This is a genomic window from Mesorhizobium sp. ES1-1, from assembly GCF_020164785.1.
Classification (GTDB): Bacteria; Pseudomonadota; Alphaproteobacteria; order Rhizobiales; family Rhizobiaceae; genus Mesorhizobium.
Genome location: NZ_JAIUGX010000011.1, coordinates 166,854 through 190,628, shown reverse-complemented (window position 1 = coordinate 190,628; position 23,775 = coordinate 166,854). Strand labels below are relative to the sequence as shown.

Genomic DNA, 23,775 nt, shown 5'->3' with positions numbered 1-23,775 from the left:
ATCACAGATTGGACCGTCTGGCAAGAACATTACAGGAACACGCCATTGAGTTCACGGGCCATGTCTTGCCTGCATCATCGTAATCTGCAATTTTTCGGAAAGGCCGGGGCGGCATATGTTTAGAGTGATGTGGGGTTTGGTGTTAGCGCTGCTCATCTTGAGCACGCCTTGCCATGCGCAAAAACGAGTTGCACTCGTCTATGGCAATTCCAGGTATATTGCCGTCGGTGAGCTCTCCAACCCGGTGAATGATGCCGCCGCCATTGCATCGCTTCTGCAGATCCAACTGCATTTCGATGTGGTCAAGGCTGTCGATGCGGACCTCGGCCAGATGCTGCAGGCCCTTGGCGATTTCGGCAACAGGGCCAAGGGCGCCGACATAGCGCTGGTTTTTTACGCGGGGCACGGAATTCAGCTCAACGGGCAGAATTACCTGCTGCCGGTGACGGCCGACATCAGGACTGAGATCGACCTGCGCACCCAGACGCTACGGCTGAACGAGATTGCGGAGGTACTGGATGCCTCCGGCGCCAAGGCCAAGCTGCTGTTCATCGATGCCTGCAGAAATAATCCTCTGCCAATGACCTCGCGGGGGGCCGAGGCGCTTGGGCTTGCCCAGCAGGAAGTGTCGGTGATCGGCACGTTGTTCGCCTTCGCAACGGCGCCTGGTCACGTTGCCTATGATGGCGACGGCGTCAATTCGCCCTTCACGGCCGGCCTGTTGCTCAACCTCGGCATGCCGGGTGCTGAAATCCGCCAGGTCCTCGCCTCGGTTCGCACCGAAGTCTACAAAAGGACGAACCGTCGGCAGGTGCCTTGGGTCAACGAGGCGCTGCTCGACCAGGTCTATCTTGTCGACGCCGCGGTCGCATCGGCCGCTTCGGACGACAAATTTGCCTGGGTGGAGGCCGACATCGCCGCATGCGCCCAGATCGGCCCGACCTCCGTGCCCGTGCTGCTCGAATCCTATCTAGCCCATTTCCCGCAGGGCTTTTGCGCGGAAGCGATCCGATCACAGCTCGGCACCCGTCCCGGCGCAGTCCTGGCGGACAGCAGGGCATTAACCATCGAAACGCCGGAACAGGCACGGGCCATGACGGCACCGGGACCTGTTTATGAGGTGTCGAACTATTGGAATCACAACGGCTCCGTTGTCGCCCTGTCTGCGAGCGGGGCGAACCGTGTGTTCTATTATGAGAGGCCCAGGGCGCTGTTGACGCGCGCGGGGGCTCGCAAGGGCACTCTGTTGTTCAAGGGCGAGCGTTCCGGCAACGATTACATCGGCCATGCCTATCATTTCTCCAGGTATTGCGGCCCCATCTCTTATCCGGTCAAGGGCCGCGTTTCCGCAGACCAGATGAAAGTCGTATTGACCGGCCGCTCGCCGGTTCGTGGCCAGGACTGCAAGCAGACCGGATGGCAGGACGAGGAGTTGGTGTTCTCGTTCCGGGCAAAGGCCCGACGTAAGTGAGACCCGATCCGGCTCGGTCTTTCTTCTACTGAAGACTACCGCCGCTTGGCCTCGACACAGTCCCAGAACAGGCTGGCGATGTCGGCGCCGCCAAACCGTTTCACTTCGCGCACGCCGGTCGGCGAGGTGACATTGATCTCGGTCATGTAGTCGCCGATGACGTCGATGCCGACGAAGATGAAGCCGCGTTCTTTCAGCGAAGGCCCGATGCGGGCACAGATTTCGCGCTCGCGGTCCGTCAGCTCGGTCTTTTCGGCACGGCCGCCGACATGCATGTTGGAGCGGGAATCGTGTTCGGCCGGCACCCGGTTGATGGCGCCAACCGCCTCGCCGTCGATCAGGATGATGCGCTTGTCACCCTTGCGTACGTCCTTCAAATAGCGCTGCACGATATACGGCTCACGGAACATCTGTCCGAACATCTCGAGCAGCGACGCCAAATTGCGGTCGGCTTCGTGCAGATGGAAAATGCCGGCGCCGCCATTGCCGTAGAGGGGCTTGACGATGATGTCGCCGAACTCCTTGCGGAAGGCGGCGACTTCCAGCGGGTCCTTGGTGATCAGCGTTTCCGGCATCAGGTCGGGGAACTCGGTGACGAAGATCTTCTCCGGACTGTTGCGCACCCAGGCCGGGTCGTTAACGACCAGCGTCTTCGGATGGATACGCTCGAGAATATGCGTGGTGGTGATGTAGTTCATGTCGAAGGGCGGGTCCTGGCGCAGCAGGATGACGTCCATTTCCGACAGGTCGGTGCGCACCTTCTCGCCCAGCGAATAGTGGTTGCCCTGCTCGTCGCGCAACTGCATCGCCTCGATGCGCGCGAACACCTTGCCGTCGCGCAGCGACAGCCTGTCGGGCGTATAGTGGAACAGTGCATGGCCGCGCCGTTGCGCTTCCAGCGACAGCGCGAACGAGGTGTCGCCGGCGATCGACACGGTGGAGATATGGTCCATCTGGACGGCGATTTTCAGCTTCATGGCAGGTCTCCGGCGCATCCGATAGGCAACTGTCTTGCCTGTACAGCCTCGCCGCTCGTCTGCCAATCGCGACATTTTGAAGATCAGCATCCGGTACCAGCAAGCCTGGCCGCGATCGACCCCGTTGGAGACAAGGCGAACCTGGCCGTCATCGTTTTCTTAAGCCTTGCCGTGCAAGGCTAGGGCCGAATTTACCGGCCCGCTGTTGCTGCACCGGTTCCCGATGGAACAACGACCATGAACGCTGTCACCCCCATCCGCGCCGCCTCGGCCAAAGAACTCGAACTCACCATTCTCATGCCGTGCCTCAACGAGGCCGAGACGCTAGCCATCTGCATCGGGAAGGCGAAGGCTTTTCTCGGCAAGGCCGGGATATCCGGCGAGGTCCTGATCGCCGACAATGGCAGCACCGACGGTTCGCAGGACATCGCCTCGGCGATCGGCGCCCGGGTGGTGCCCGTGGCCGAAAAGGGTTATGGCGCCGCCTTGCTCGGCGGCATCGCCGCCGCCAAGGGCCGCTTCATCATTATGGGCGATGCCGACGACAGCTATGATTTCGGCGCGCTGGAGGCCTTCGTTGCACGCCTGCGTGACGGCGCCGACCTGGTCATGGGCAATCGCTTCCAAGGCGGCATCGAGCCCGGTGCCATGCCGCCGCTGCACCGCTATCTCGGCAACCCGGTGTTGAGCTTCGTCGGCCGGCTGTTCTTCCGCATCAAGACCGGTGATTTCCACTGCGGCCTGCGCGGCTTCAACACCGAGAGCATCAGGCAGCTCGATTTGCAGACGACCGGCATGGAATTCGCCAGTGAAATGGTGGTGCGCGGCGCGCTGGCCGGCCTGCGCATCGAGGAAGTGCCGACCAGGCTCAAGCCAGATGGCCGCAGCCGGCCGCCGCATCTCAGGACGTGGCGCGACGGCTGGCGGCACCTGAAGTTCCTGCTGGTCTACAACCCGCGCTGGATGTTTTTCATACCGGGCACCATACTCGGCGGGCTTGGGGCCCTCTTTGCGGCGCTGCTTGTTTTCGGACCGCTGCGCGTGATCGACAATCTGTCGCTCGACCTCAACACCTTCGTCGCCGCCTGTTTTATGGTCGTCACCGGCGTCCAGCTCGTCACTTTTGGCGCGATTTCGCGCTACTATGCCGACATCACCGGCATCCTGCCGCCAAGCCGAAGTTCCGATTGGTTGACCAGAACCATCAGCACCGATCGCCTCGCCATCAATGCCGGCATCTGTTTCGCCGGTGGGGCGCTGTTCTTCTTGTATGCCGTGGCGCGCTGGGCGCATCTCGGCTTCGGTCCGCTGAACGATTGCGGGATCCCGCGCATCGTCGTGCTTGGCCTCAGCCTGATCGTCATTTCATTACAGGCATTCTTCTCGGCATTTCTGCTGGGAGTCCTGGAAATACCGGTAAAACGTCTGAAAGCAAGCCAGGCCAACGGATCGGGCCGACCGGTCTTGCCTGCTGAAAAATGAAAGGGCTTGCACTTAAATTAGCCTCGGCACGGCTTGTTCGGTTCGCCGTGGTCGGTGTTGGCGCGGCGCTGCTGTTCTTCGTGCTGTCGTGGGCCTTGGTTTCGGCCGGCTTGCCGCCATTTGCCGGAAGCGTCATCGCCTATGGGCTGGCGTTCGTGGTGGCATATGCCGCACAGCGCGGCTGGACGTTCGAGGGACGGCACGACCATGGACGTGCATTCCCCCGCTATCTTGTCGCCCAGCTGGTCTGCGCGCTGTTTGCAGGCCTGTCCGCCCATGTTGCGGTCTCGATATTTTCCGCGTCGCCGTTGGTCATGTCGGCCACGATTACGGTCGCTGCAGGTGCGGCGAGCTATGTGCTGTCATCGCTCTGGGTGTTTCGCGACGATCAAAGAGCCGCCTGAAAGCTTCGACGGGCCGCGGCTAGCGCAGCGATGCGACGAAGTGCAGACCCCTGTCGAACAGGAGGTTGGCCGGAAACGGATACAGCGCCAGCTTCTCGCGCCAGCTTTGCGTCTTGATACCGACCTGAGCGAAAATCCCATCCCATTCCTGCCGGGACAGATAGTTGTAGGGCAGCCGCACATCATGACCTTTGTTGCCCACCCAGTCCATGAACCGCAGGGTACTGCAGGCGAAGGCCCCGTCGCGCAGATGGTCCTTGATGACCACGCCCTTGCGGGCGACCCTTGCGGCCTCGGTGACAAGATGGCCGGGATTGTCAGTGTGGTGCAGAACGTCAACGATGGTCACCCAGTCGAACGACCCGGAGGCGGCGGGTATCGTGGTGCCATCGAAAATCTCTACGGGGATGGCCGTACGCGGACGAAGAAAAACGTCGATCCCGCGAAACGTCAGCCCCGGCTTCCGGTCCATCACCGCCTTGGCCAGCGAGCCGTCGCCGCAGCCGAGATCGAGAACAGTGCCTTCATTGCCCAGCATCGCGCCGACCTGTTCGGAGAGCACGCGGATGCGGCGTTGAAACACTGCCCGGCTATGGGCCGCGTTCAGGATCTTCTTTTCGACGGCCATAACACTCATGCCAACATCCTGGACCGGATTGTCTGTTGCGGGACGATAATGCGTGGATGGCAAACAAAGCGTTTCGTGACATCTGCCTTTCGCAAGGCTGGCTTAAGGTTTGTTCAGTGAGTTGGCGCTAGGTTCTCTTTTGCGAAAGGCAGCAATCAAAGGTCTCGCCGTGACTCGTGTCGATGCCACAATGTCCGTCAAGGCCACGCCACGCCGGTCATGGCGCAACGACCTCGTGTTGGCGCTGCTCGCCACGCTAGCGCCCCTGTTCGTCAACGCCTGCGCCGGGTTTCCAATGCTGGCCGACGCCGGCGGGGACAACGACAATTTGCTGCGGCTGGTCGAGGTGCGCGACCTTTTGGCCGGGCAAGGCTGGTTCGACCTGCACCAATACAGGATGGGACTGGAAGGCGGCTTTATCATGCACTGGTCGCGTCTGGTCGACGCGCCGATCGCCGCCATCGTGCTGGCCGTGTCGAAGCTGACCGGCGACGCGCCGCTTGCCGAAAATGTTGCACGGGTAGCTTGGCCGGCACTGCTGTTCGGCATGACTATGGTTTTCATGATCCGTGCCGCGCGTCGCTTCGCCGGCAAGGACGCCGTGTTGCCGACGGTCGTGATCGGCGCGGCGGCACTGTATTTCCTCGGCATTTTCTCGCCGGGCGCGCTAGATCACCACAATGTCCAACTGATGCTGACCGTCGCCAGCCTGAGCCTGCTGCTCGAGGCGCCCGTTAACAAGCCCGCTGCATTGCTGTCCGGGCTGGCCGCCGCGTTGACGCTGGCCGTCGGCATGGAAACGGTGCCCTATGTCGCCACCATAGGCATCTGCGTGGCGATGCTGTTTGCTTTCCACGGCGACGCCGAAAGGCCGATAGCGAGGGATTTCGGCCTCGGCTTTGCTGGCGTTTCAGCGCTTGTGTTCGTTACCACTATTCCGCAGTCGGCCTGGGGCCAGGCCCAATGCGACGCCTTCTCAGCTGTGCAGTTCATCGCGGCCGGGCTCGCCGGAACCGGCCTTGCCATGATTGCTTCCAGCCGGGCGGCCAGCCACACGCGGGGACGACGCCTCCTGTCGCTTGTCCTACTCGGCGGGGCGCTCGGCGCGGTTCTCCTCGCCCTGTTCCCGCAATGTTTGGCCGCACCCTATGCCGTGCTGGACCCGCGCCTGAAGACTTTGCTGCTCGACCATATCGACGAGGCGCAGTCGTTGTTTCAGCTTGCCGCTAACGATCCGGCCAAGGTGTTGACGCGCTATGCCACGCCGTTGGTGGCCATCGTGCTGATGGCGTCGCGGCTGGGTCGTGGCTGGCGCCGCCAGGATAGCCTGGTCGCCGTGCTGCTGGTGGTGGCATTCCTGGTCAGCGTCTGGCAGGTACGCGGCTCGACATTCTCGATCACCTTCGCCGTTATTCCGCTTTCGGCCTGGATCGCCAAATGGCGGCAGCACGCTGAAGCCAGCCCATCGCGCGGCTCCATGCTGCGCATGGCCGCCGCATGGCTGATCTCGGTCAACGCGGCCTGGTCGGGCGCCGCAGAGGCGGCGTCGGCGGTGTTCGAAAGCGGCCAGACAGTCAGCGAGGCCCGGGGGATCGATCCCTCGTGTCATTCCAGGGCCGCGTTCGAAGCGCTCGGGCGCATGCCGGGCACCACGGTTCTTGCCGTCTCCAATCTGGGCGCGCCGATCCTTGTCTATTCCGGACATCGCGTTTTCGCTGGCCCCTACCACCGTAACGTCGCGGGAGATAGGCTCGCCCTCGATGCGTTCCTTGGCTCCAATGCGCAGGCTGCTGCGATCGTTCGCGATCATCGCGTCGGCCTGGTCGCCATGTGTCGTGGCAATCCTGAGAGCCGGTTCCTCGCCTTCACTGCGCCGGAAGGTTTCCTGGCCGGCTTGATGCGCGGCAATGTGCCGGACTGGCTGGAGCCGGTGCCTGAGACGCGAGGGGCTCCGATCGAGCTCTATCGTGTCCGGACCGACGGCTGAGAACCTTATGAACAAGTGCCTGACGCGCAAACCATGCCAAGACGGCCCAGGCCGGCACGCGGGTGCAGGCCGCCCTTGCCCCGGCGCATCTCGGTGAAGGCAACAACGCCATCGCCATAAACTGTCAATCCGGCCGCCACGGAGAGGACGCTGACCGAAGGCGATGGCAAGTATGAGTGTCGAGCCCAGCGCATTATCGTTTTGTCTGACTTAAGCCGCCAAGTCGAGTTTTCACCCTTGCCCGCGCGACGTCCCTGGCTAGGATGCGCGCCGGTCAAGCGCGGAGAATAGACATGATGCCATCGGCGCATTTCGCCGACCTCGAAGGTGCCTCGGTGCTGATCACCGGCGGCGGCTCCGGAATTGGCGCGGCATTGAGCGAGGGGTTCGTGCGCCAGGGCGCCAATGTCGCCTTCATAGACATCGCCGACGGGCCGAGCATGGTCCTTGCCGACCGCATCGAGAAAGAGTTCGGTCGGCGGCCGCTCTACCTGAAGACTGATCTGCGCGATGTCGAGGCCTTGCGGCGCTCGGCCGCTGAGGCCGCGCAGGCGCATGGCGAAATTACCGTGCTGGTCAACAACGCCGCCATCGACGATCGCCACGCCGTCGAGGACGTGACGGTGGAATTCTGGGACAACAATCTGGCCATCAACCTGCGGCCACATTTCTTCACGGCGCAGGCCGTGGCGCCGGGGATGAAGCGCGCAGGCGGCGGCTCGATCATCAACTTCACCTCGACATCCTACCTGATCAACCATCCCGACATGCCGGCCTACACCGCCGCCAAGGCGGGCATCCTCGGCCTGACCAAGGGGCTGGCAGGAAAGCTCGGCGTCGATGGCATCCGCGTCAACGCCATCGCGCCCGGCTGGGTGATCACCGATCGCCAGAGGGAACTCTGGGTGACCGATGAGTCGCTCGCCGCCCACGTCGCCAAGCAGTGCATCAAGCAGGTCATGCAGCCGGACGACATCGTCGGCACCGTGCTGTTCCTCGCCTCGGACGCTTCGCGCATGCTGACCGCGCAGATGCTGATCGTCGATGGAGGGTTCCTGTGAGCCCCGGGCTTGCCGGCAACGCGCCCTCTGTCGCGGCCGTCGACTGGGGCACGACCCGCATGCGGGTGTGGCTGATCGACAGGGACGGCAAGGTTCTGGCCGAGCGCCGGGGCGATGACGGTCTGATCACGGCGCAGCAGAAGGGCTTTTCCGCTCTTCTCGAAGCCCATCTTGCCGCGCTCGCCGCGCCGGAAACGCTGCCGGTCATCATCTGCGGCATGGCCGGTTCTCGCCAGGGCTGGCTGGAGGCGCCCTACGTGACCGTCCCGGCACCGCTTCGCGCCATCCTGGCGGGCGCTGCCCCCGTGCCCGGCCAGAGCCGCGACATCCGCATCGTTCCTGGCCTTGCCCAGCGTCTCGCCGACGCTCCCGATGTCATACGCGGCGAGGAAACGCAGCTGGCTGGCGCCGGCCTGCCCGCCGGCGGACGCCAGCTGGTCTGCATGCCCGGAACGCATTCGAAATGGGTGCAGGTCGAGGACGCCGCCGTCACCGGCTTCGGCACCTGGCCGACCGGCGAGCTGTTTTCCGTGCTTGCCGCGCACTCTATCCTGCGCCATTCGCTCGGCGAAAATCCCACGCCGGTCTCGGCTGACAATCCGTTCTTCCGCCGCTGGTGCGAAACCGCATTGGCCGAGGGCGGCGACGTCACATCGAGGCTGTTTTCGATTCGCGCCGCCGGCCTGCTTCAGGACTTGAAGGCCGACGATGCGGCTGCCTGCCTGTCCGGCTTGCTGATCGGGGGTGAGATTGCCTCGGCGCGCCGCCGGCATGGCGAGGGGACAGCATCCGTGGTGCTGATCGCGTCGGGTGCGCTCGCGACACTGTACCGGACCGCGCTTGGCCTTGCCGGGCTCGGCGTGCGCGCTGTCGACGCCGATGAGGCCGTGCGTGCCGGCCTCATTGAGGCCGCGCGCGAAAACGGCATGATCGCCAGGACCGGAGCATCCCTATGAGCCAGACCGCACCTTTCCCCAGCCTCAAGCGCGGGCTGGTCGCCATCCTGCGCGGTCTCAAACCCACCGAGGCGATGGCGATGGGGGAAGCGCTGTTCGACGCCGGCATCGAGGCGATCGAAGTGCCGCTCAACTCGCCCCAGCCATTCTCGTCGATCGCCAGGATTGTCCAGGTGCTTCCGAACACGGCCCTGGTCGGCGCCGGCACCGTGCTGACGGCAGCCGATGTCGATGGCCTGCACGAGGCCGGTGGGCGGCTGCTGGTCAGCCCCAACATAGATGCCGAGGTGATGGCGCGCGCCATGCACCATGGCATGGTGACGATGCCCGGCGTGTTCACGCCGACCGAAGCGTTCCAGGCGATCCGGCTCGGTGCGTCGGCATTGAAATTCTTCCCCGCGAGCGTGCTCGGCGCCTCCGGCATTTCCGCGATCCGCGCGGTGTTGCCTCAGCAGACGCTGGTCGGCGCGGTTGGCGGCGTTTCGGAAAAGGACTTTCCCGGCTACAAGGCGGTCGGCGTCACGGTCTTCGGTCTCGGCTCCAGCCTGTTCAAGCCGGGCATGACCGTCGACGAGGTAGCCGTGCGGGCCCAGGCGGCGGTCGCAGCCTGGGATGTGGTGTTCGGGGAAGCATGATGAGCGAAGCGATCGTTTCCGTTTTTTCCGACCATGTGTGCCAGCTCGGCGAGGGGCCAAGCTACGATCCCGCCACCGATACGCTCTACTGGTTCGACATCGTCAACGGACTGCTTCTGGAAAAGCGGCTGTCGGGCGGCGTGACCACCGCCCACGAGCTTGGCCGGATGGCCAGCGCCATCGCCATCATCGACGACGGCCGCCAGCTGATCGCCGCCGAGACAGGCCTCTTCGTCCGCGATGTCACGACCGGCAAGATGACGCTACACACGCCGATCGAGGCCGACAATCCGCTCACCCGCTCGAACGATTCCCGGGTTCATCCCTGCGGTGCCCTGTGGACAGGCACCATGGGCAAGAAGGAGGAAAAGGGCGCCGGCTCGATCTACTGGTTCTTCAAGGGCGAATTGCGCAAGCTGTTCGCCGACATCACCGTCTCGAACTCGATCTGCTTCTCGCCGGATGGCGCGCTTGCCCACTACACCGACACCACAACCGGTCTGCTGATGCGCGTCGACTGCGATCCGGCGACCGGCCTGCCCGCCGGCGAGCCGAAGGTCTTCGTCGATCATCGTTCGGCCAAGGGCTATATCGACGGTTCGGTTCTCGACCGCGACGGCATCCTGTGGAATGCCTGCTGGGGCGGAAGCGTCGTCGAAGCCTACAGCCCGGAAGGCAAGCTCGTGCGCACAGTGGCGATGCCGGTGACGCAGCCCTCCTGTCCGGCCTTCGTCGGCAAGAACGCCAACCGGCTGGCGGTCACCTCAGCATGGTCCGGAAAGAGCGAGAAGCAGCGCCTGGAGGACCTGCAGGGCGGCATGACCTTCCTGCTCGATATCCCGGTCAACGGCCGCTTCGAGCCGCGCGTGCTGATCGCCTGAGAGCGCTCGGCCTGTTGATCGATTAGAGCCCGGCGCTGTCACGACGGCGTCCGGCCGGTGTCGGTTTCTCGGCAGCCCTTTGCGGCCACCATGCGATGGTAGGCGATAACGCCCTGGAAGCTTTCACCCGATGACGCGCGCAAAACCGAAGCTGATCCTTGTCCACGAGCCGGAAAAGGCCTGCCTCGACCGTCTGGTGGCAAACGGTCATGCGCGCGAGCGCGCTGCCGAGATTGCCTCCTATCTGGCGCAGTCGACCGACCTCGCTCCCGAATTCGACGCGCTGGCCGACGCCTGCCTCAAGCGTGGCCTGTCATTCGCGGCGGTTGAGCTCGACGATGCCGCCGGCGTGCTTGCCGGCGAGCATCCGGCCACGACACTGGTCTGGACCCTCACCGATGGCATCGCCTATTTCCGCGGCAGCGCCGCCCCGACCCTGGCGAGGTTGGGCGGATTCAGGACCATCGGCGCCGACGATGCGCTGTTCGCGCTTTGCCAGGACAAGTTTCGCTCCGGCGCCGTGCTTGGCGCACTCGGCCTGCCGGTGCCGCCCGCCGGCCTTGCACGAAATGGCGAATGGCTGGTCGAACCCCCGGCGTCAACGGCCGGCTGGTTCGTCAAGCCCAACCGGCTCGGCGCCAAGATCGGCATCTGGCCGGACTCGCGCAGCCTTGATCTCGACCACGCGCTCGAACTCAGCCGGCGCGTCTTCTCTGCCTATGGCGATGACGTCATCGTCCAGCCCTACGTCGCCGGCCGCAACGTGCGCGCCAGCTTCCTAGGCGTAGCGCCGGGCACCGGGGCCGAGGCGCTTGGCGTGGCCTTTGTCGATTCCGGCGGCGATTTCCAGACCATGGCCGACAGCTTGGCACTCTATGGCGAAACCGGCGAAGCCGCGAAGGCGGCGGGGAATTACGTCCAGCCGGAACTCGTTCCGGTGGCCGAAAGCCAGCCGGCCGCCGACGCCAGGATTCGCACCATCGCCGCCCGGCTGATGGAAGGGCTTGGCCTGCGCGATGTGTTTTCCTTCGATCTCCGGGTCGAGGCCGACGACGCCGTCCACCTCATCGAGTTCGAGGTCTGCCCCGGCCTGCCCTGCTTCGATTTTCGGGATTATTGCCGGTCGCAATGGGGCCTGGAACTGGCCGACGCCATGGCCGAGACGGCGGCAAGCCGGCTATTTTAGACTAGATTCCCTCGACCAGCACGATCTCCCCATCGGCGACCTTCTGGCGGATGGAGACCGCCCGTTGATATTCCGGCGAGTGGTAGCAGTCATGCGCGACGGCCAGCGATTCGAACTCGATGACGACGTTGCGCGCGCGCCCGACGCCCTCGGCAACTTCGTGCGCACCGCCGCGTGCCAGGAACTTCGCGCCGAAACGGTCGAAGGCCAGCTTGGAGGCCGCGACATACTCCTTGTAGGCTTCTGCGTCGCGTACATCGACACGAGCGATCCAGTATCCTTTGGGCATCGTCTTTCTCCGATTGTTGGTGAACGTCAGGCCGAGCGCATTTCGTCAAGGATTTCCTGCGCCGCGGCGCGGCGGTCGGAGGCGCCGATGATGGGCCGAGCAACCACGAGGTGGCTGGCGCCGCTACGAATCGCCTGGGCCGGCGTCATCACGCGCTTCTGGTCGCCATGGTCGCTACCGGCCGGGCGGATACCGGGCGTCACCACCGCCATGTCCGGTCCGACGATCCTGCGGACCGCTTCGGCTTCCGCAGCCGAGCAGACAATGCCGCCCATGCCGACATGCAGGGCCTGTTCGGAGCGCCGCAGCACCAGCGTGTGCGGGTCATACTCGTAGCCGACATCGATCATGTCCTGCTCATCCATCGAGGTCAGCACGCTGACGGCAAGCAGGCAAAGGCTGCTGCCCATTGCCGCTTCGACCGCTGCCAGCATCGCCTTCGGGTAAGCATGGATCGTCAGCATGGACACACCCATCATGACGATGTTCTCGACGCCCCTGGCCACGGTGTGGTCGATGTCGAGCAGCTTCATGTCGAGGAACACTTTGGTTCCGCCGCTGGCCAGCTCCCTGGCGAAGTCCAGTCCGCCCGCGAAGGCCAGCTGATAGCCGATCTTGTAGAAGGACACGATGCCGTCGAGTTCGCGCACCACCTGCTCGGCCTCTCGCACGGAGGGCACGTCGAGACCGACGATCAATCGTTCCCGAATGGATGTCGGGTGCACGGCCGCGCCTGTCACGGCACGCTCCGGGTCGACAGCAGGCGCGAGGTCTCGATCAGCGTGCGGCATAGGTGCTCCATCGATTTATGCAGTCTCTCGTCGCGGAAATTTCCGCTCTCGTCGAAGGCCTCGGCCCCGTCGGGCACGGAACATTCCGGCGTCACCACCTCCATCTGGCACCGCACCAACACGGCACGCAGATGGTTGATGCAACGGATGCCGGCGAAATGTCCGTTGGAGGACGAGCATAGGCCCGCCACCTTGCCCGCGAGCGGCCTGACGGCGCGGCCGCCATCCCCGCGCACCCGGCTCACCCAGTCGATCGCGTTCTTCAGCAGGGGCGGGATGGAGCCATTATATTCCGGCGTTGCGATCAGCATCCCGTCATGGGCAGCTATCTGCCGGGCAAGTTTCAGCGCATTTTCGGGTACGCCTTTTTCCTTCTCCAGATCCTCGTCCAGGATGGGCAGCGGATAGTCGGCGAGCGAGATGCGGGTCACCTCGGCGCCCTGCAGGGCAAGTTCCTTCTGCGCCACGTCGGCGGTCCTGCCGCTATAGGCGCCCGTCCGGTTCGAGCCGGCGAAAACGAGGAGTCTGGGGATTACCATTGCGCACCCATGTTGCCGGACAGGTACAGGCAAGGTGCGGTCAAATCAACGCCAACTTCGTCATCCTGCGCCGCAAGGAACACAGCCGGCGCTAGGTATCGCGAACCGGCTCGCGCCGGGGAGCTAATGCGCTTCGCGCCGGTAGATCCATAGCTGCGTCGGCGGGATGTTGCGGATGATGAAGTCGAAATGCTTAACCGTGTAATTGCCGCGGCCGGCCGGGATCGGCGACATAGGGCCATAGGTCAGCTGCACGACCGGCCGTCCCGCCGGGATGCGGTCGAGCAGGCTCTCGACATACGCGACGCGTTGGGCGACGGGGAAATTGAGCAGCGGCACGCCGGACACGACCGAATCGAACATCATCCCGCTCTTGTCGCCAAGCGTCTCGTCGAGGTTGAAGGCGTCCCCCTCGATCACGTTGACGCCAGGATATTGCCGCCGCAGATGGCGCACGAAATCAGACGAGTATTCGACCGCGTAGAGGTTCTCGGGCCGCACGCCCTGCGCCAGGATGGCGCGGGTGATGACGCCGGTGCCGGGACCGACCTCAAGAACCGGCAGGCCGGATTTCGGATTGATGATCGAGGCCATCTTGCGGGCTGTGACCGAGCTGGTCGGCACGATCGAGCCGACGGCTTTCGGCTTGTCGATCCAGCCCCTGAAGAATTTGAGTTCGTCGTCGAACTTTTCCGCAAGCGCCTTCCGCAGTCCGTGACTACGTGTCATGCAAGCTCTCCTCAGTGCCCCCGCACGCTACTTAACACCAGGGCGTCCCAAGGCAAAGCCGCAATGCCGATGACCGAAATCCGTGGGGGTTTCGGTCCACAGCGATCAACTTTCGCCGAAGGACTCGAAGAAATCCTTCATCCGGGTGAAGAAGCCGCTCGATTGGGGCGAATTGTCCTGCGAGGAGAGTTGTTCGAATTCCTCCAGCAATTCGCGCTGCCGGCGCGAAAGGTTCTGCGGCGTCTCGACCGCGGTCTGGATGTAGAGGTCGCCGATATTGGGCTGGCGCAACACCGGCATGCCCTTGCCCTTGAGGCGGAACTGGCGGCCGTTCTGCGTGCCTTCCGGCACCTTCACCTTGGTCTGGGTGCCGTCCAGCGTCGTCACCTCGAAGGAACCGCCAAGGGCGGCAGTCGTCATGGAGATCGGCACCTTGCAATAAAGGTCGGCGCCGTCACGTTGGAAGAACTCGTGCGGCTTCACCGCCAGGAAAATGTAGAGGTCGCCCGACGGCCCGCCGCGCAGGCCGGCCTCGCCCTCATTGGCAAGCCGGATGCGGGTGCCGTCCTCGATGCCGGCCGGAATGTTGACCGACAGCGAACGTTCCTCGGTAACGCGGCCCTGGCCGGCGCATTTCGGGCACGGATCCTTTATCGTCTGGCCTCGGCCCTGGCATTGCGGGCATGTCCGTTCGATCGAGAAGAAGCCTTGCGTGGCGCGCACCTTGCCGTGGCCGTTGCACATCGAGCAGGTCGCCGGCTGGGTGCCCGGCTTGGCCCCGGTGCCCGAGCATTCCGAGCAGGAGATCGAAGCCGGCACGCGGATCTGCGCGGTCTTGCCGGCAAACGCCTCCTCGAGCGTGATTTCCATATTGTAGCGCAGATCGGCGCCGCGTTCGCGGCCGCCGGACGAGCGGCGCTGGCGCCCGCCCATCATGTCGCCGAAAATGTCCTCGAAAATGTCGGCGAAGCCGCCCGCGCCGAAGCCCTGCGCTCCGCCATTCATTCCGCCCTGCTCGAAGGCCGCGTGACCGAAGCGGTCATAGGCGGCGCGCTTCTGCGGGTCTTTCAGCGTCTCGTAGGCTTCGTTGATTTCCTTGAACTTGTGCTCGCAGGAATGGTCGCCAGGATTGCGATCGGGATGGAACTGCATGGCGAGCTTGCGGAAAGCGCTCTTCAGCTCCTTCTCGTCGGCGCCCTTCTGGACGCCCAGCGTTTCGTAGAAATCAGCTTTCATCTTGTCCCGCTGTCCGGATGCCCAACGCCTCGAAGTACTGCGTGCGTCTTTTTTGCCGGCGTTGCCGTTTTCGATTTAGGTGTGATGAAACCGGGATGCCAGTATCAATGCGGTGTTGCCCGCGTTTTTCGCTATTGTCCGGTGTTTTTTTCGCAAGGGGTTGCAAAAAAGCCCGGCTTTGCGCCGGGCTTTCTGCACGATCTTGCCGTCAGCCGATCAGGCCGACTTCTTCTTGTCGTCGTCTTCGTCGATTTCCTCGAAATCGGCGTCGACCACGTCGCTATCCTTGGCCGCGTCGGCTTTGGCGTCGGCTTCCGCCGCTTCCTTCTGCGAGGCTTCGTACATGGCCTGGCCGAGCTTCATCGAAGCTTCGGCGAGCGCCTGCGACTTGGCCTCGATGACGGATGCGTCATCGCCTTCGGTGGCCGTCTTCAGCGCCGCGATCGCATCGGCGATCGCCGTGCGGTCGGCGTCCGAGACCTTGTCGCCATAGTCCTTCAGCGACTTCTCAGAGGAATGCAGCAGCGCTTCCGCCTGGTTTCGGGCCTCGACCAGCGCACGCCGCTTCTTGTCGGTCTCGGCGTTTGCCTCGGCGTCCTTGACCATCTTCTCGATGTCGGCGTCCGAAAGCCCACCCGATGCCTGGATGCGGATCTGGTGCTCCTTGCCGGTGCCCTTGTCCTTGGCCGAGACGTTGACGATGCCGTTGGCGTCGATGTCGAAAGTGACCTCGATCTGCGGCACGCCACGCGGGGCCGGCGGAATGCCGACCAGGTCGAACTGGCCAAGCGCCTTGTTGTCGGCGGCCATTTCGCGTTCGCCCTGGAAGACGCGGATCGTCACGGCCGACTGCGAATCCTCGGCCGTCGAGAACACCTGGCTCTTCTTCGTCGGGATCGTCGTGTTGCGCTCGATCAGCCGTGTGAACACGCCACCCAGCGTCTCGATGCCGAGCGACAGCGGCGTCACGTCGAGCAGCAGCACGTCCTTGACGTCGCCCTGCAGCACCCCGGCCTGGATGGCGGCGCCGAGTGCGACGACCTCATCGGGGTTGACGCCCTTGTGCGGCTCCTTGCCGAAGAACTGCTTCACGATCTCCTGGATCTTGGGCATGCGGGTCATGCCGCCGACCAGCACCACTTCGTCGATCTCGCCGGCCTTCAGGCCCGCATCCTTGAGCGCGGCCTTGCAGGGGTCGATGGTGCGCTGCACGAGATCCTCGACGAGGCTCTCGAACTTCGCCCGCGTCAGCTTCAGCGTCAGATGCTTCGGCCCGGTTGCGTCGGCGGTGATGAAGGGCAGGTTGATCTCGGTCTGCGTTGTCGACGACAGCTCGATCTTGGCCTTTTCAGCCGCCTCCTTGAGGCGCTGCAGGGCAAGCTTGTCGTTCTTCAGGTCGATGCCCTGTTCCTTCTTGAACTCGGCCGCCAGATATTCGACCAGGCGCATGTCGAAATCCTCGCCGCCGAGGAAGGTATCGCCATTGGTCGACTTCACCTCGAACACGCCGTCGCCGATCTCGAGCACCGAAATGTCGAACGTGCCGCCGCCAAGGTCATAGACGGCGATGGTCTTGCCTTCCTTCTTGTCGAGGCCATAGGCGAGTGCCGCGGCCGTCGGCTCGTTGATGATGCGCAGCACTTCGAGGCCGGCGATCTTGCCGGCATCCTTGGTGGCCTGGCGCTGGGCGTCGTTGAAATAGGCCGGCACGGTGATGACCGCCTTCTCGACCTTCTCGCCGAGATAGGCTTCCGCCGTCTCCTTCATCTTCTGCAGGATCATGGCCGAGATCTGCGATGGCGACTGCTTCTTGCCGCCGGCTTCGACCCAGGCGTCGCCATTGTCGCCGTTGACGATCTTGTAGGGGACAAGCTTCTTGTCCTTCTCCGTCACCGGATCGTCATAGCGGCGGCCGATCAGGCGCTTGACCGCGAAGATTGTGTTTTCTGGATTGGTGACTGCCTGGCGCTTGGCCGGCTGGCCGACGAGACGTTCGCCGTCGCCGCTGATGGCGACGATGGACGGCGTCGTGCGCGCGCCTTCCGCATTCTCGATCACCTTGGGCTCCTTGCCGTCCATGATGGCGATGCAGGAGTTGGTCGTGCCGAGATCGATACCGATTACTTTTGCCATTTTTCTAGTCTCTCCACTAAGCAGGCTCTCAGGACCCGTACAGGCGTTCCGACGAGAGCCCCTGTTCACAAGAAAATCCGTTCCGGCTACCGGCATTCCGGCTCCGAACGGCTTGGCGCGTATATAAGAACAGGCTGCATCGGGCGCAAGCTTCCGCGCAAGGCTTCCATGAACCTTTCGACGTCCGCCGGCGACTGAACTCCAGGCGCCGCGTGGTGCGGCCCGGAAAGGGAAGTTTCCATGACCAGCGACCTAGAGGCGGCAATGTCCTCCGGAGCAGCAGCCCGGCCTGATTCCCCCCTAAGGGACGAAGTCGGCGCGCTGGGCTTCCCGCGGCTTGCGTTGACCCTGCGCCGGTGCAGGCGTATCTTGACCTCGAGGAAAGCAGACAATTCGATCAGGGAAGAACGAGCCGGAACGCCGCGCCTTGCCCTGATGCGCGCGGCAACGCCGGACGTTGCTCCCGTCGACTACGGGGGTAGTGTCATGTCTCGCATTCGCGGCTCGCTCGTTCCGTCTTTTAGTCTCGGCTGGCGCCGCGCTTCGCCTGCGGCAGGTGGTTTGCTGGCGCTGGCGCTGGCGCTCGCCGCCGCCCTTTCGCTCGGCGGCACCGCGCGGGCGCAGGAAACACGGATCATCAAGCCCGGCTCGATGGCGGTCACCGGCTTCCCCGGAACGTTTATTCCCAATTTGGATGAGGGCCTGCCGCCGGGCATCGATCCGGTCGACGAAACCTTTATCGACATCGCGCGCGCCACCCTTCGGGTGTTCGACGTTTCCCAACTCGGCGGGCCGGCTTCGGGCCAGCTCGTCGCCACGCCGCCGCCCTTCGAGGTGACGGCGGGCCAGATCGGCCAGGTTTTCGGCCTGACCTATGACGACGGCGTGCGTGACGGCGTTCCATCGGGCGTCCCCAATCTCTATGCCGGCGCCACCTCGCTGCACGGCATCCGCATTGTCACGCCCGATGCCGACGAGGACGGCCGTCCCGAGCGCGAGCGCCGCGGCGCCGCCGGCGCGACCTTCATGGAGGGTCAGTTCGGCACCGAGAATGGCGGCGGCCCGGGCACCATCTGGAAGATCGACGGCATCACCGGCCAGGTCGCCAAATTTGCCGATATCGATGGCAACAGCGGTCCCGGCATCGGCAATCTCACCTTCGACCCCAGCCACCGCCAGTTCTTCGCCTCCGATCTCGATACCGGCCTCATCCATCGCATCGACGCCGAGGGCAGGCTGATCGACAGCTTCGACCATGGCGTGGCCGGACGCCCGGCTCATGGGCTGGCCCCGGTCGCCGATGATGGCTCGGTGATGGATATACAGGGCGCCGCTTTCGACAGCGAAGACCCCGAAAGCTGGGGCTACACTCAGGATGAGCGCCGTGTCTGGGCCGTCTCCTATCATGGTGGCCGGCTGTACTATTCGGTCGGCGAGAAATCCGAGATCTGGTCTGTCGGCATTGCCCGCGACGGCGGCTTTGCCGGCGATCCCCGATGGGAACTGACGGTCAAGGCCGACAAGGACTACGCCGTCACCGACATCGTCTTCGACAATAGCGGCTTCATGTATCTCGCCCAGCGGGGCCCGGTCGAAAACCGCTACGACTACAGCCGGTTCGCCGATTCCGGCAAGGGCGAGGTCATCCGCTATTTTCGCGAGAACCCTGACGATCCGGAGACGGAATCGGTCTGGGTGGAAGTGCCGCAGGAATACGCGGTCGGCTTCCCGCAAGGCAACAGGCAGTCGGCCGGCGGTCTCGACCTGCAATATGGCTATGATTCGGAGGGCAATCTCGACACCTCGGTCTGCACGCAGACGCTGGTCTCCACCGGCGACAAGCTGCGCGACAACCCGACCCTCGCCGAGCAGCTCGCCGCCGGCGGGCCGCTCTCCGTGCACGGTGTGCAAATCACGCCGAGGGACTTGGTCAAGCCGGCCAATGTACCGCCCTTCGGCTCCTGGTTCGTCGACTTCGACAACGATTTCGAGGATCCCGAAGTGGAAGGCCATGTCGGCGACGTGGCTGTCTGGCACCCCTGCGAGGGCCGCGCCGGCTACTATGAGGAAATTCCGGGCGGCTATCTGCCACCCTTCTACCCGCCGGACTTTCTGCCGCCCGGCAATCTGCCACCGTGTCTGGACGTCGAGGATGTCAGGTATTTCTGCACGCCTTCCGGCCTCCAGGCCGATCTCTACCTCCATGACCATGCCGGCTTCGGCGGCGATTCGATCAACGTACAGTCCAGGACGCCGGGCGTCGGACTAGCCACAGCACCGTCACATGCGCCCGCCAAACCCTACACGATCGACATCACCGGCCATCATCCGGGCGACAGAGTCGATGTCGGGCTCTGCTTCTACAGGAAGGCCGACAAGGACAAGGGTGGCTACTACCCTTGCTGCAAGATGACCTTGCCGCTCCGCACCCCCGCCGTCAGCTGCGAACGTTGAGGAGGGGAAGATGACACATCTCGTAAGCTCCCCGCTCGCGGAAAGCAGCCCAACCGCCAAGCAGGCAACCGTCATGGACACGATCACGAAACCTCTGTCATACGCCAGGCGCGCCACGCGCTGGCTGATGGCGGCCGGTATCGCTCTCGCGCCCGCATTTCCGGCTTTCGCCTCCCAGACCATCCAGGCGAAAAGTTCCGGTGTGCAGGCCCTCCAGCTCGACAATCCGAGCATCGTCAACCCCGAAGCGGGGCGCGTGTTGCCGTTCTTCACCAAGAAGGGCAGCCAGCGTGGCTGCGCTTATGTCGAATATGTCCTGAGTTTCGGTCTGCGGGGCAACCCACGGAGCCTTGCCACCCCGACCCTCGACGCGACCCTCAAAGCCCTGAAGCTGGAATTCAGGGACCAACTCCCGCATGGTCTGGAAATCGTCAATGTCCAGGTCACCGGCGACGGCACGGATGCTGCCGGCGGTCCCCTGCCGGGCGCCGTCATAAGCACTTCGGCCGGTCCCAACGACACCGCAACAGTTTCCGATTTCCGGATGTCCGCCTCCGATCTGGACGGTTCGGGCGAATCGAGCGAACGCATCATCACTTTTCGGATCACCGCCAGGATCGACCATGCGGCGTTCCCTGCGCCGACGATGGTCGACAACCAGGGCTTGATCAAGGTGAGCGAAGGGCCCGGCTTGGCGACGCTGATTCCGTCGCAGGATCCGGGCAAGCCCGATGACGGCAGCTATCTCACCGGCGTGAAGACCTCGATCAGGATCGACGTCAGCAAATGCGATCCGCCGCCGCCACCTCCCGGCAAGGAGTGCTTCAAGGTGGAACGCGGCACGGTCGACTGCGTGCCCGGCGGCGGCGCCTTCATCTACCACATGCCGGTCGGCCCGGAGATGGGCGGCAAGTGGGTGCAGGTCTCGACAACGACACCCGGCGTCACAATCATCCCCGACACCCAGAAGGCGCCTGTAGGTGGAGGCGTGCTCAACTGGAAGATCGTCGGCGCATCTCCCGGCGACGTCATTCACCTCATCGTCACGGGCATCGAAACCTATGCCGGCCCCAAGGAGGGCTGGGGCTTGTGCTGCACGCAGACCATAGAGATCGTCATCCCACGTGACCTCAAATGTCCGCCTGGGGACAAGGAGCCGGACCTCAAGGTCGAGAAACGCGCCGATGTCGCGCGCTGCACGATGGCCGGCGGCTGCGACTTCACCATCCGGGTCACCAATGTCGGGACCGCGCCCTATAATGGCAAGATCGTGCTCGACGAGGTGACGCTGCCGGCCAGCTCGACGCTGAGTTCAGGCCCCAATCCGCCATGGGTCTGCGCGCCGGGGGCCACCCCGATCAGCTGCACCCATCCGGTGACCACGCTCAATCCCGGCGCCTTTGTCGACCTCAAGCTCGGCTTCAAGCCGGCTGCGGGTTGGCAAGGCCAGGTTTTGCGCAACTGCGCCAATTACAATTATGCGGTCAGCGGCAAGCCGCTGTTCGGCAGCCAGCAAAACGATAGGGCCTGCGCCTCGATCCCGATCTGCCGGCGCGGCGATCGCGACCGCGACTGCCAGCCCCCGGTCGAGAAGAAGGTCGACCTGATCCTGAAGAAGCGCGCCCGCACGGAAGCCTGCACGGCGGACGGCGTCTGTTTCTTCGTGATCGACATTATCAACAACGGAACGTCGACCTATAACGGGCCGCTGACGGTGATCGACACCTATCCCGGCGGTGCGCCGGCCTCGTCGACCTTCGGACCGAGCCCGCCCTGGACTTGCGGGCCGAACGGCCCCGGGAAGTTCCGCTGCGACCATGCGGGGATATCGCTGCCCGCAGGCGCCTCGACGCCGATTGTCGTCAAGGCTGTGATGCCGGCCGACTACCAGTCGGACATGGTCGAGAACTGCGCCGAGGTGAAGCCGATCGCCGGTGAGGCCGACCTCAGCAACAACAAGGCCTGCGCCAAGGAGCGCGTCCGCCATCCCAATGGCGGCAAGCCTGGCCTTCGCATCACCAAGGTCTGCAACGGCTCGCTCGGCGGTGCTGCAGCGGTCTCCTGCCGCATCACCATATCCAACGCCGGCACGGCAGCTCCCACCGGTCCAGTGCGGGTCAGCGATGCCGCCACGCTGGTGTCGAGCGGCGCGCCCGTCCAGATCCAGACCGTCACCCCTGACGGCGCGGAATGGGCGTGCGGAGCGGTTCCGGCCAATGCGCTGTCCTGTCAGATCCCCGGTGCCGTCATGACGCCGGGAACGAGCCGCCATTTCGACGTGACCGTCTCGGCGAACGGCGCGTTCGAAAACTGCGCGCGTGGCTCCTATGGCCCGGCTCCGGGAGGCGACATCGTCTATCCGATCGGCCAGGCCTGCGCCAAGGGCGGCGGACCCTCGACCATCCGGGTCGACAAGACCGGCGACCGCGAATGCCGGCTCGGCCAACCCTGCTCGTTCGACATCACCATAGCCAATGACGGGACCAGCCCGTTCTCCGGCCCGGTTCGCATCGGCGATGCGATCGGCGTGGAGGGCGTCGGCCGGCTGGACGGCGTCGCGATCACCGCGACCGATCCGCCTTTCGGTTGCTCGCCGGAGCCGGCAACCGTGCCCGCCTCCTGCATCGCCGACCTGTCGCTGGGCGCGGGCGCAAGCCAGTCGCACCACGTGACGGTGGTCATCCCCGACGATGGCCGCCTGGCCGATTTGCACGGCAAGGTGAATGGCCAGAACTGCGTCGGCGTGCTGTCTCCCGACACCAGGGTGCAGGGTGGCGTCGGCGACCTGCCAAAGGACGCAGCCAATGGGCAGGGCGACCGCGGCAAGGCCTATGCTTGCCATCCCTTCATCATCACGCATGAGGTGAAGAAGGAATGCTCGCCGGGCTTCGTCATGAACGACGCCGGTCGCTGCGTCTGCCCGGAAGGCACCAGCTTCCGCAACGGCCAGTGCACCGGTGGCGGTACCACCGTCCTGCCAACGCCGCCGCCACCGAAGCGCTGCGTTCTGCTCGAAGGCCAGATCCGCACCGAGGACGGACGCTGTGTCTGCCCGCGCAGCACGAGACTCGAGCATGGCGCCTGCGTCAGGACGGATAGGCCAGAGCAATGCACCATCCGCGGCCAGGTCCACAATTCGGACGGCGACTGCGTCTGCCCGAGGGGCACGGAAGTCCGGGGCAAAGCCTGCCGACCGATCCAGCCGAAACCGGACCAGTGCACCATCCGTGGACAGATCCACGACGCCGATGGCGACTGCGTCTGCCCGCAGGGGACGGAGCTGCGCAACGGGGCCTGCCGGCCGATTCGGCCGAAACCCGACCAGTGCACGATCCGTGGCCAGGTCCACGAATCCAACGGCGATTGTGTCTGCCCGAGGGGGACCGAGGTGCAGGGCAATGCCTGCCGTCGCAAGCAGCCGCCGCAGGAGCAGTGCGACATACGCGGCCAGGTCCACAACAAGCGCGGCGAGTGCGTCTGCCCGCGTGGAACCGAGGTGATCAATGGCGCATGCCGCAAGCCCCGACAGGATGCGGAATGCGCGCCGGGTTCGCTGATGATCGATGGCCAGTGCCAGCCGATCATCAGGCGGCGCTGCCCGGAAGGCACGATCGGGCGGTACCCGAACTGCCGTCCTGTCCGCCGCCAGCCCTCGCTGGAGCTTGACCCAGGGCTGCTGATGCAACAGGTCCTGCCGCGGCGCAGGCTGCAGACCGATCAGGACCAGGGCGCTGCTCCAAACAGGATCCTGAGGCTCCCGCAGCCGCAGTGACCATCTGCGCAACATCCGAAAGGGAGCCCGCTGGAGCAATCCGGCGGGTTTTCTCTACCCCCTGTAGAGCGGTCGAGTTCGCACTCTCGACAAGTTCCCCGCCGCGCATTAGGCAGTCGGTCGAGGGCGAGCGGTCACGCAAGGCGCGCCCGGAAAGGCCGCGA

Annotated in this window: 19 protein-coding genes; 11 read left to right on the top strand and 8 right to left on the bottom strand. The window is 64.4% G+C overall.

Features of this window, described 5'->3' with window-relative positions:
• The first annotated feature begins 115 nt into the window (after nucleotides 1-115).
• Nucleotides 116-1,471, top strand: a complete 1,356-nt coding sequence (locus LB513_RS19700) for a caspase domain-containing protein (RefSeq protein WP_318011204.1) — start codon at nucleotides 116-118, stop codon at nucleotides 1,469-1,471.
• 35 nt (nucleotides 1,472-1,506) lie between these two features.
• Here LB513_RS19700 and gshB read toward each other — a convergent pair whose 3' ends face one another.
• Entirely contained in the window at nucleotides 1,507-2,448 is a 942-nt protein-coding gene (gshB, locus tag LB513_RS19695; protein ID WP_224665176.1) for a glutathione synthase, read from the bottom strand.
• Between the two features lie 237 nt (nucleotides 2,449-2,685).
• On the opposite strand from gshB, the gene LB513_RS19690 reads away from it, so the two are divergent.
• Both LB513_RS19690 and LB513_RS19685 read left to right on the top strand, forming a co-directional pair.
• Nucleotides 2,686-3,930, top strand: a complete 1,245-nt coding sequence (locus tag LB513_RS19690; RefSeq protein ID WP_224665175.1) for a glycosyltransferase family 2 protein — start codon at nucleotides 2,686-2,688, stop codon at nucleotides 3,928-3,930.
• Nucleotides 3,927-4,334, top strand: coding sequence for a GtrA family protein (locus LB513_RS19685; RefSeq protein ID WP_224665174.1), 408 nt, complete (start codon nucleotides 3,927-3,929; stop codon nucleotides 4,332-4,334). The genes LB513_RS19690 and LB513_RS19685 overlap by 4 nt, the downstream gene beginning before the upstream one ends.
• Before the next feature lie 19 nt (nucleotides 4,335-4,353).
• Here the strand turns inward: LB513_RS19685 and LB513_RS19680 are convergent, their stop codons facing one another.
• A complete protein-coding gene (locus LB513_RS19680) occupies nucleotides 4,354-4,971 on the bottom strand; it encodes a class I SAM-dependent methyltransferase (protein WP_224665173.1) in 618 nt (205 codons plus the stop codon).
• A 181-nt stretch (nucleotides 4,972-5,152) separates the two neighbouring features.
• Here LB513_RS19680 and LB513_RS19675 point away from each other — a divergent pair, with 181 nt between their 5' ends.
• The 6 genes from LB513_RS19675 to LB513_RS19650 all read left to right on the top strand — a co-directional run bounded on the left by LB513_RS19675 (nucleotide 5,153) and on the right by LB513_RS19650 (nucleotide 11,668).
• A complete protein-coding gene (locus LB513_RS19675; protein WP_224665172.1) occupies nucleotides 5,153-6,949 on the top strand; it encodes a GtrA family protein in 1,797 nt (598 codons plus the stop codon).
• A 293-nt stretch (nucleotides 6,950-7,242) separates the two neighbouring features.
• Entirely contained in the window at nucleotides 7,243-8,010 is a 768-nt protein-coding gene (locus LB513_RS19670; RefSeq protein ID WP_224665171.1) for an SDR family NAD(P)-dependent oxidoreductase, read from the top strand.
• The gene (locus LB513_RS19665) at nucleotides 8,007-8,966 is read left to right on the top strand and encodes a 2-dehydro-3-deoxygalactonokinase (RefSeq protein WP_224665170.1); all 960 of its coding nucleotides are present in this window, start codon (nucleotides 8,007-8,009) and stop codon (nucleotides 8,964-8,966) included. Before LB513_RS19670 ends, LB513_RS19665 begins: the two co-directional genes overlap by 4 nt.
• A complete protein-coding gene (locus LB513_RS19660; protein ID WP_224665169.1) occupies nucleotides 8,963-9,601 on the top strand; it encodes a 2-dehydro-3-deoxy-6-phosphogalactonate aldolase in 639 nt (212 codons plus the stop codon). The genes LB513_RS19665 and LB513_RS19660 overlap by 4 nt, the downstream gene beginning before the upstream one ends.
• The gene (locus tag LB513_RS19655; protein ID WP_224665168.1) at nucleotides 9,601-10,482 is read left to right on the top strand and encodes an SMP-30/gluconolactonase/LRE family protein; all 882 of its coding nucleotides are present in this window, start codon (nucleotides 9,601-9,603) and stop codon (nucleotides 10,480-10,482) included. Before LB513_RS19660 ends, LB513_RS19655 begins: the two co-directional genes overlap by 1 nt.
• A gap of 130 nt (nucleotides 10,483-10,612) precedes the next feature.
• A complete protein-coding gene (locus LB513_RS19650) occupies nucleotides 10,613-11,668 on the top strand; it encodes a D-alanine:D-lactate ligase-like protein (protein ID WP_224665167.1) in 1,056 nt (351 codons plus the stop codon).
• Nucleotide 11,669: 1 nt separating this feature from the next.
• On the opposite strand, the gene LB513_RS19645 is transcribed toward LB513_RS19650, so the two are convergent.
• The 6 genes from LB513_RS19645 to dnaK form a co-directional block, all read right to left on the bottom strand.
• Complete coding sequence (locus tag LB513_RS19645; RefSeq protein ID WP_224665166.1) at nucleotides 11,670-11,957, bottom strand: DUF1330 domain-containing protein; 288 nt, start codon at nucleotides 11,955-11,957, stop codon at nucleotides 11,670-11,672.
• Between the two features lie 26 nt (nucleotides 11,958-11,983).
• Nucleotides 11,984-12,697, bottom strand: coding sequence for an orotidine-5'-phosphate decarboxylase (gene pyrF, locus LB513_RS19640; protein ID WP_224665165.1), 714 nt, complete (start codon nucleotides 12,695-12,697; stop codon nucleotides 11,984-11,986).
• Nucleotides 12,694-13,287 (bottom strand): NADPH-dependent FMN reductase, encoded by a 594-nt coding sequence (locus LB513_RS19635; RefSeq protein WP_224665164.1) that lies wholly within the window; start codon nucleotides 13,285-13,287, stop codon nucleotides 12,694-12,696. The genes pyrF and LB513_RS19635 overlap by 4 nt, the downstream gene beginning before the upstream one ends.
• Nucleotides 13,288-13,410: 123 nt before the next feature.
• Entirely contained in the window at nucleotides 13,411-14,016 is a 606-nt protein-coding gene (gene pmtA, locus LB513_RS19630; RefSeq protein WP_224665163.1) for a phospholipid N-methyltransferase PmtA, read from the bottom strand.
• Between the two features lie 105 nt (nucleotides 14,017-14,121).
• The gene (dnaJ, locus tag LB513_RS19625; RefSeq protein ID WP_224665162.1) at nucleotides 14,122-15,252 is read right to left on the bottom strand and encodes a molecular chaperone DnaJ; all 1,131 of its coding nucleotides are present in this window, start codon (nucleotides 15,250-15,252) and stop codon (nucleotides 14,122-14,124) included.
• A gap of 216 nt (nucleotides 15,253-15,468) precedes the next feature.
• Complete coding sequence (gene dnaK / locus LB513_RS19620) at nucleotides 15,469-17,385, bottom strand: molecular chaperone DnaK (RefSeq protein ID WP_224665161.1); 1,917 nt, start codon at nucleotides 17,383-17,385, stop codon at nucleotides 15,469-15,471.
• Nucleotides 17,386-17,625: 240 nt separating this feature from the next.
• Here dnaK and LB513_RS19615 point away from each other — a divergent pair, with 240 nt between their 5' ends.
• Nucleotides 17,626-19,839 (top strand): hypothetical protein, encoded by a 2,214-nt coding sequence (locus LB513_RS19615; RefSeq protein ID WP_224665160.1) that lies wholly within the window; start codon nucleotides 17,626-17,628, stop codon nucleotides 19,837-19,839.
• A gap of 10 nt (nucleotides 19,840-19,849) precedes the next feature.
• On the top strand, nucleotides 19,850-23,611 hold the full coding sequence (locus LB513_RS19610; RefSeq protein WP_224665159.1) for a hypothetical protein: 3,762 nt from the start codon (nucleotides 19,850-19,852) through the stop codon (nucleotides 23,609-23,611).
• Nucleotides 23,612-23,775 lie beyond the last annotated feature (164 nt).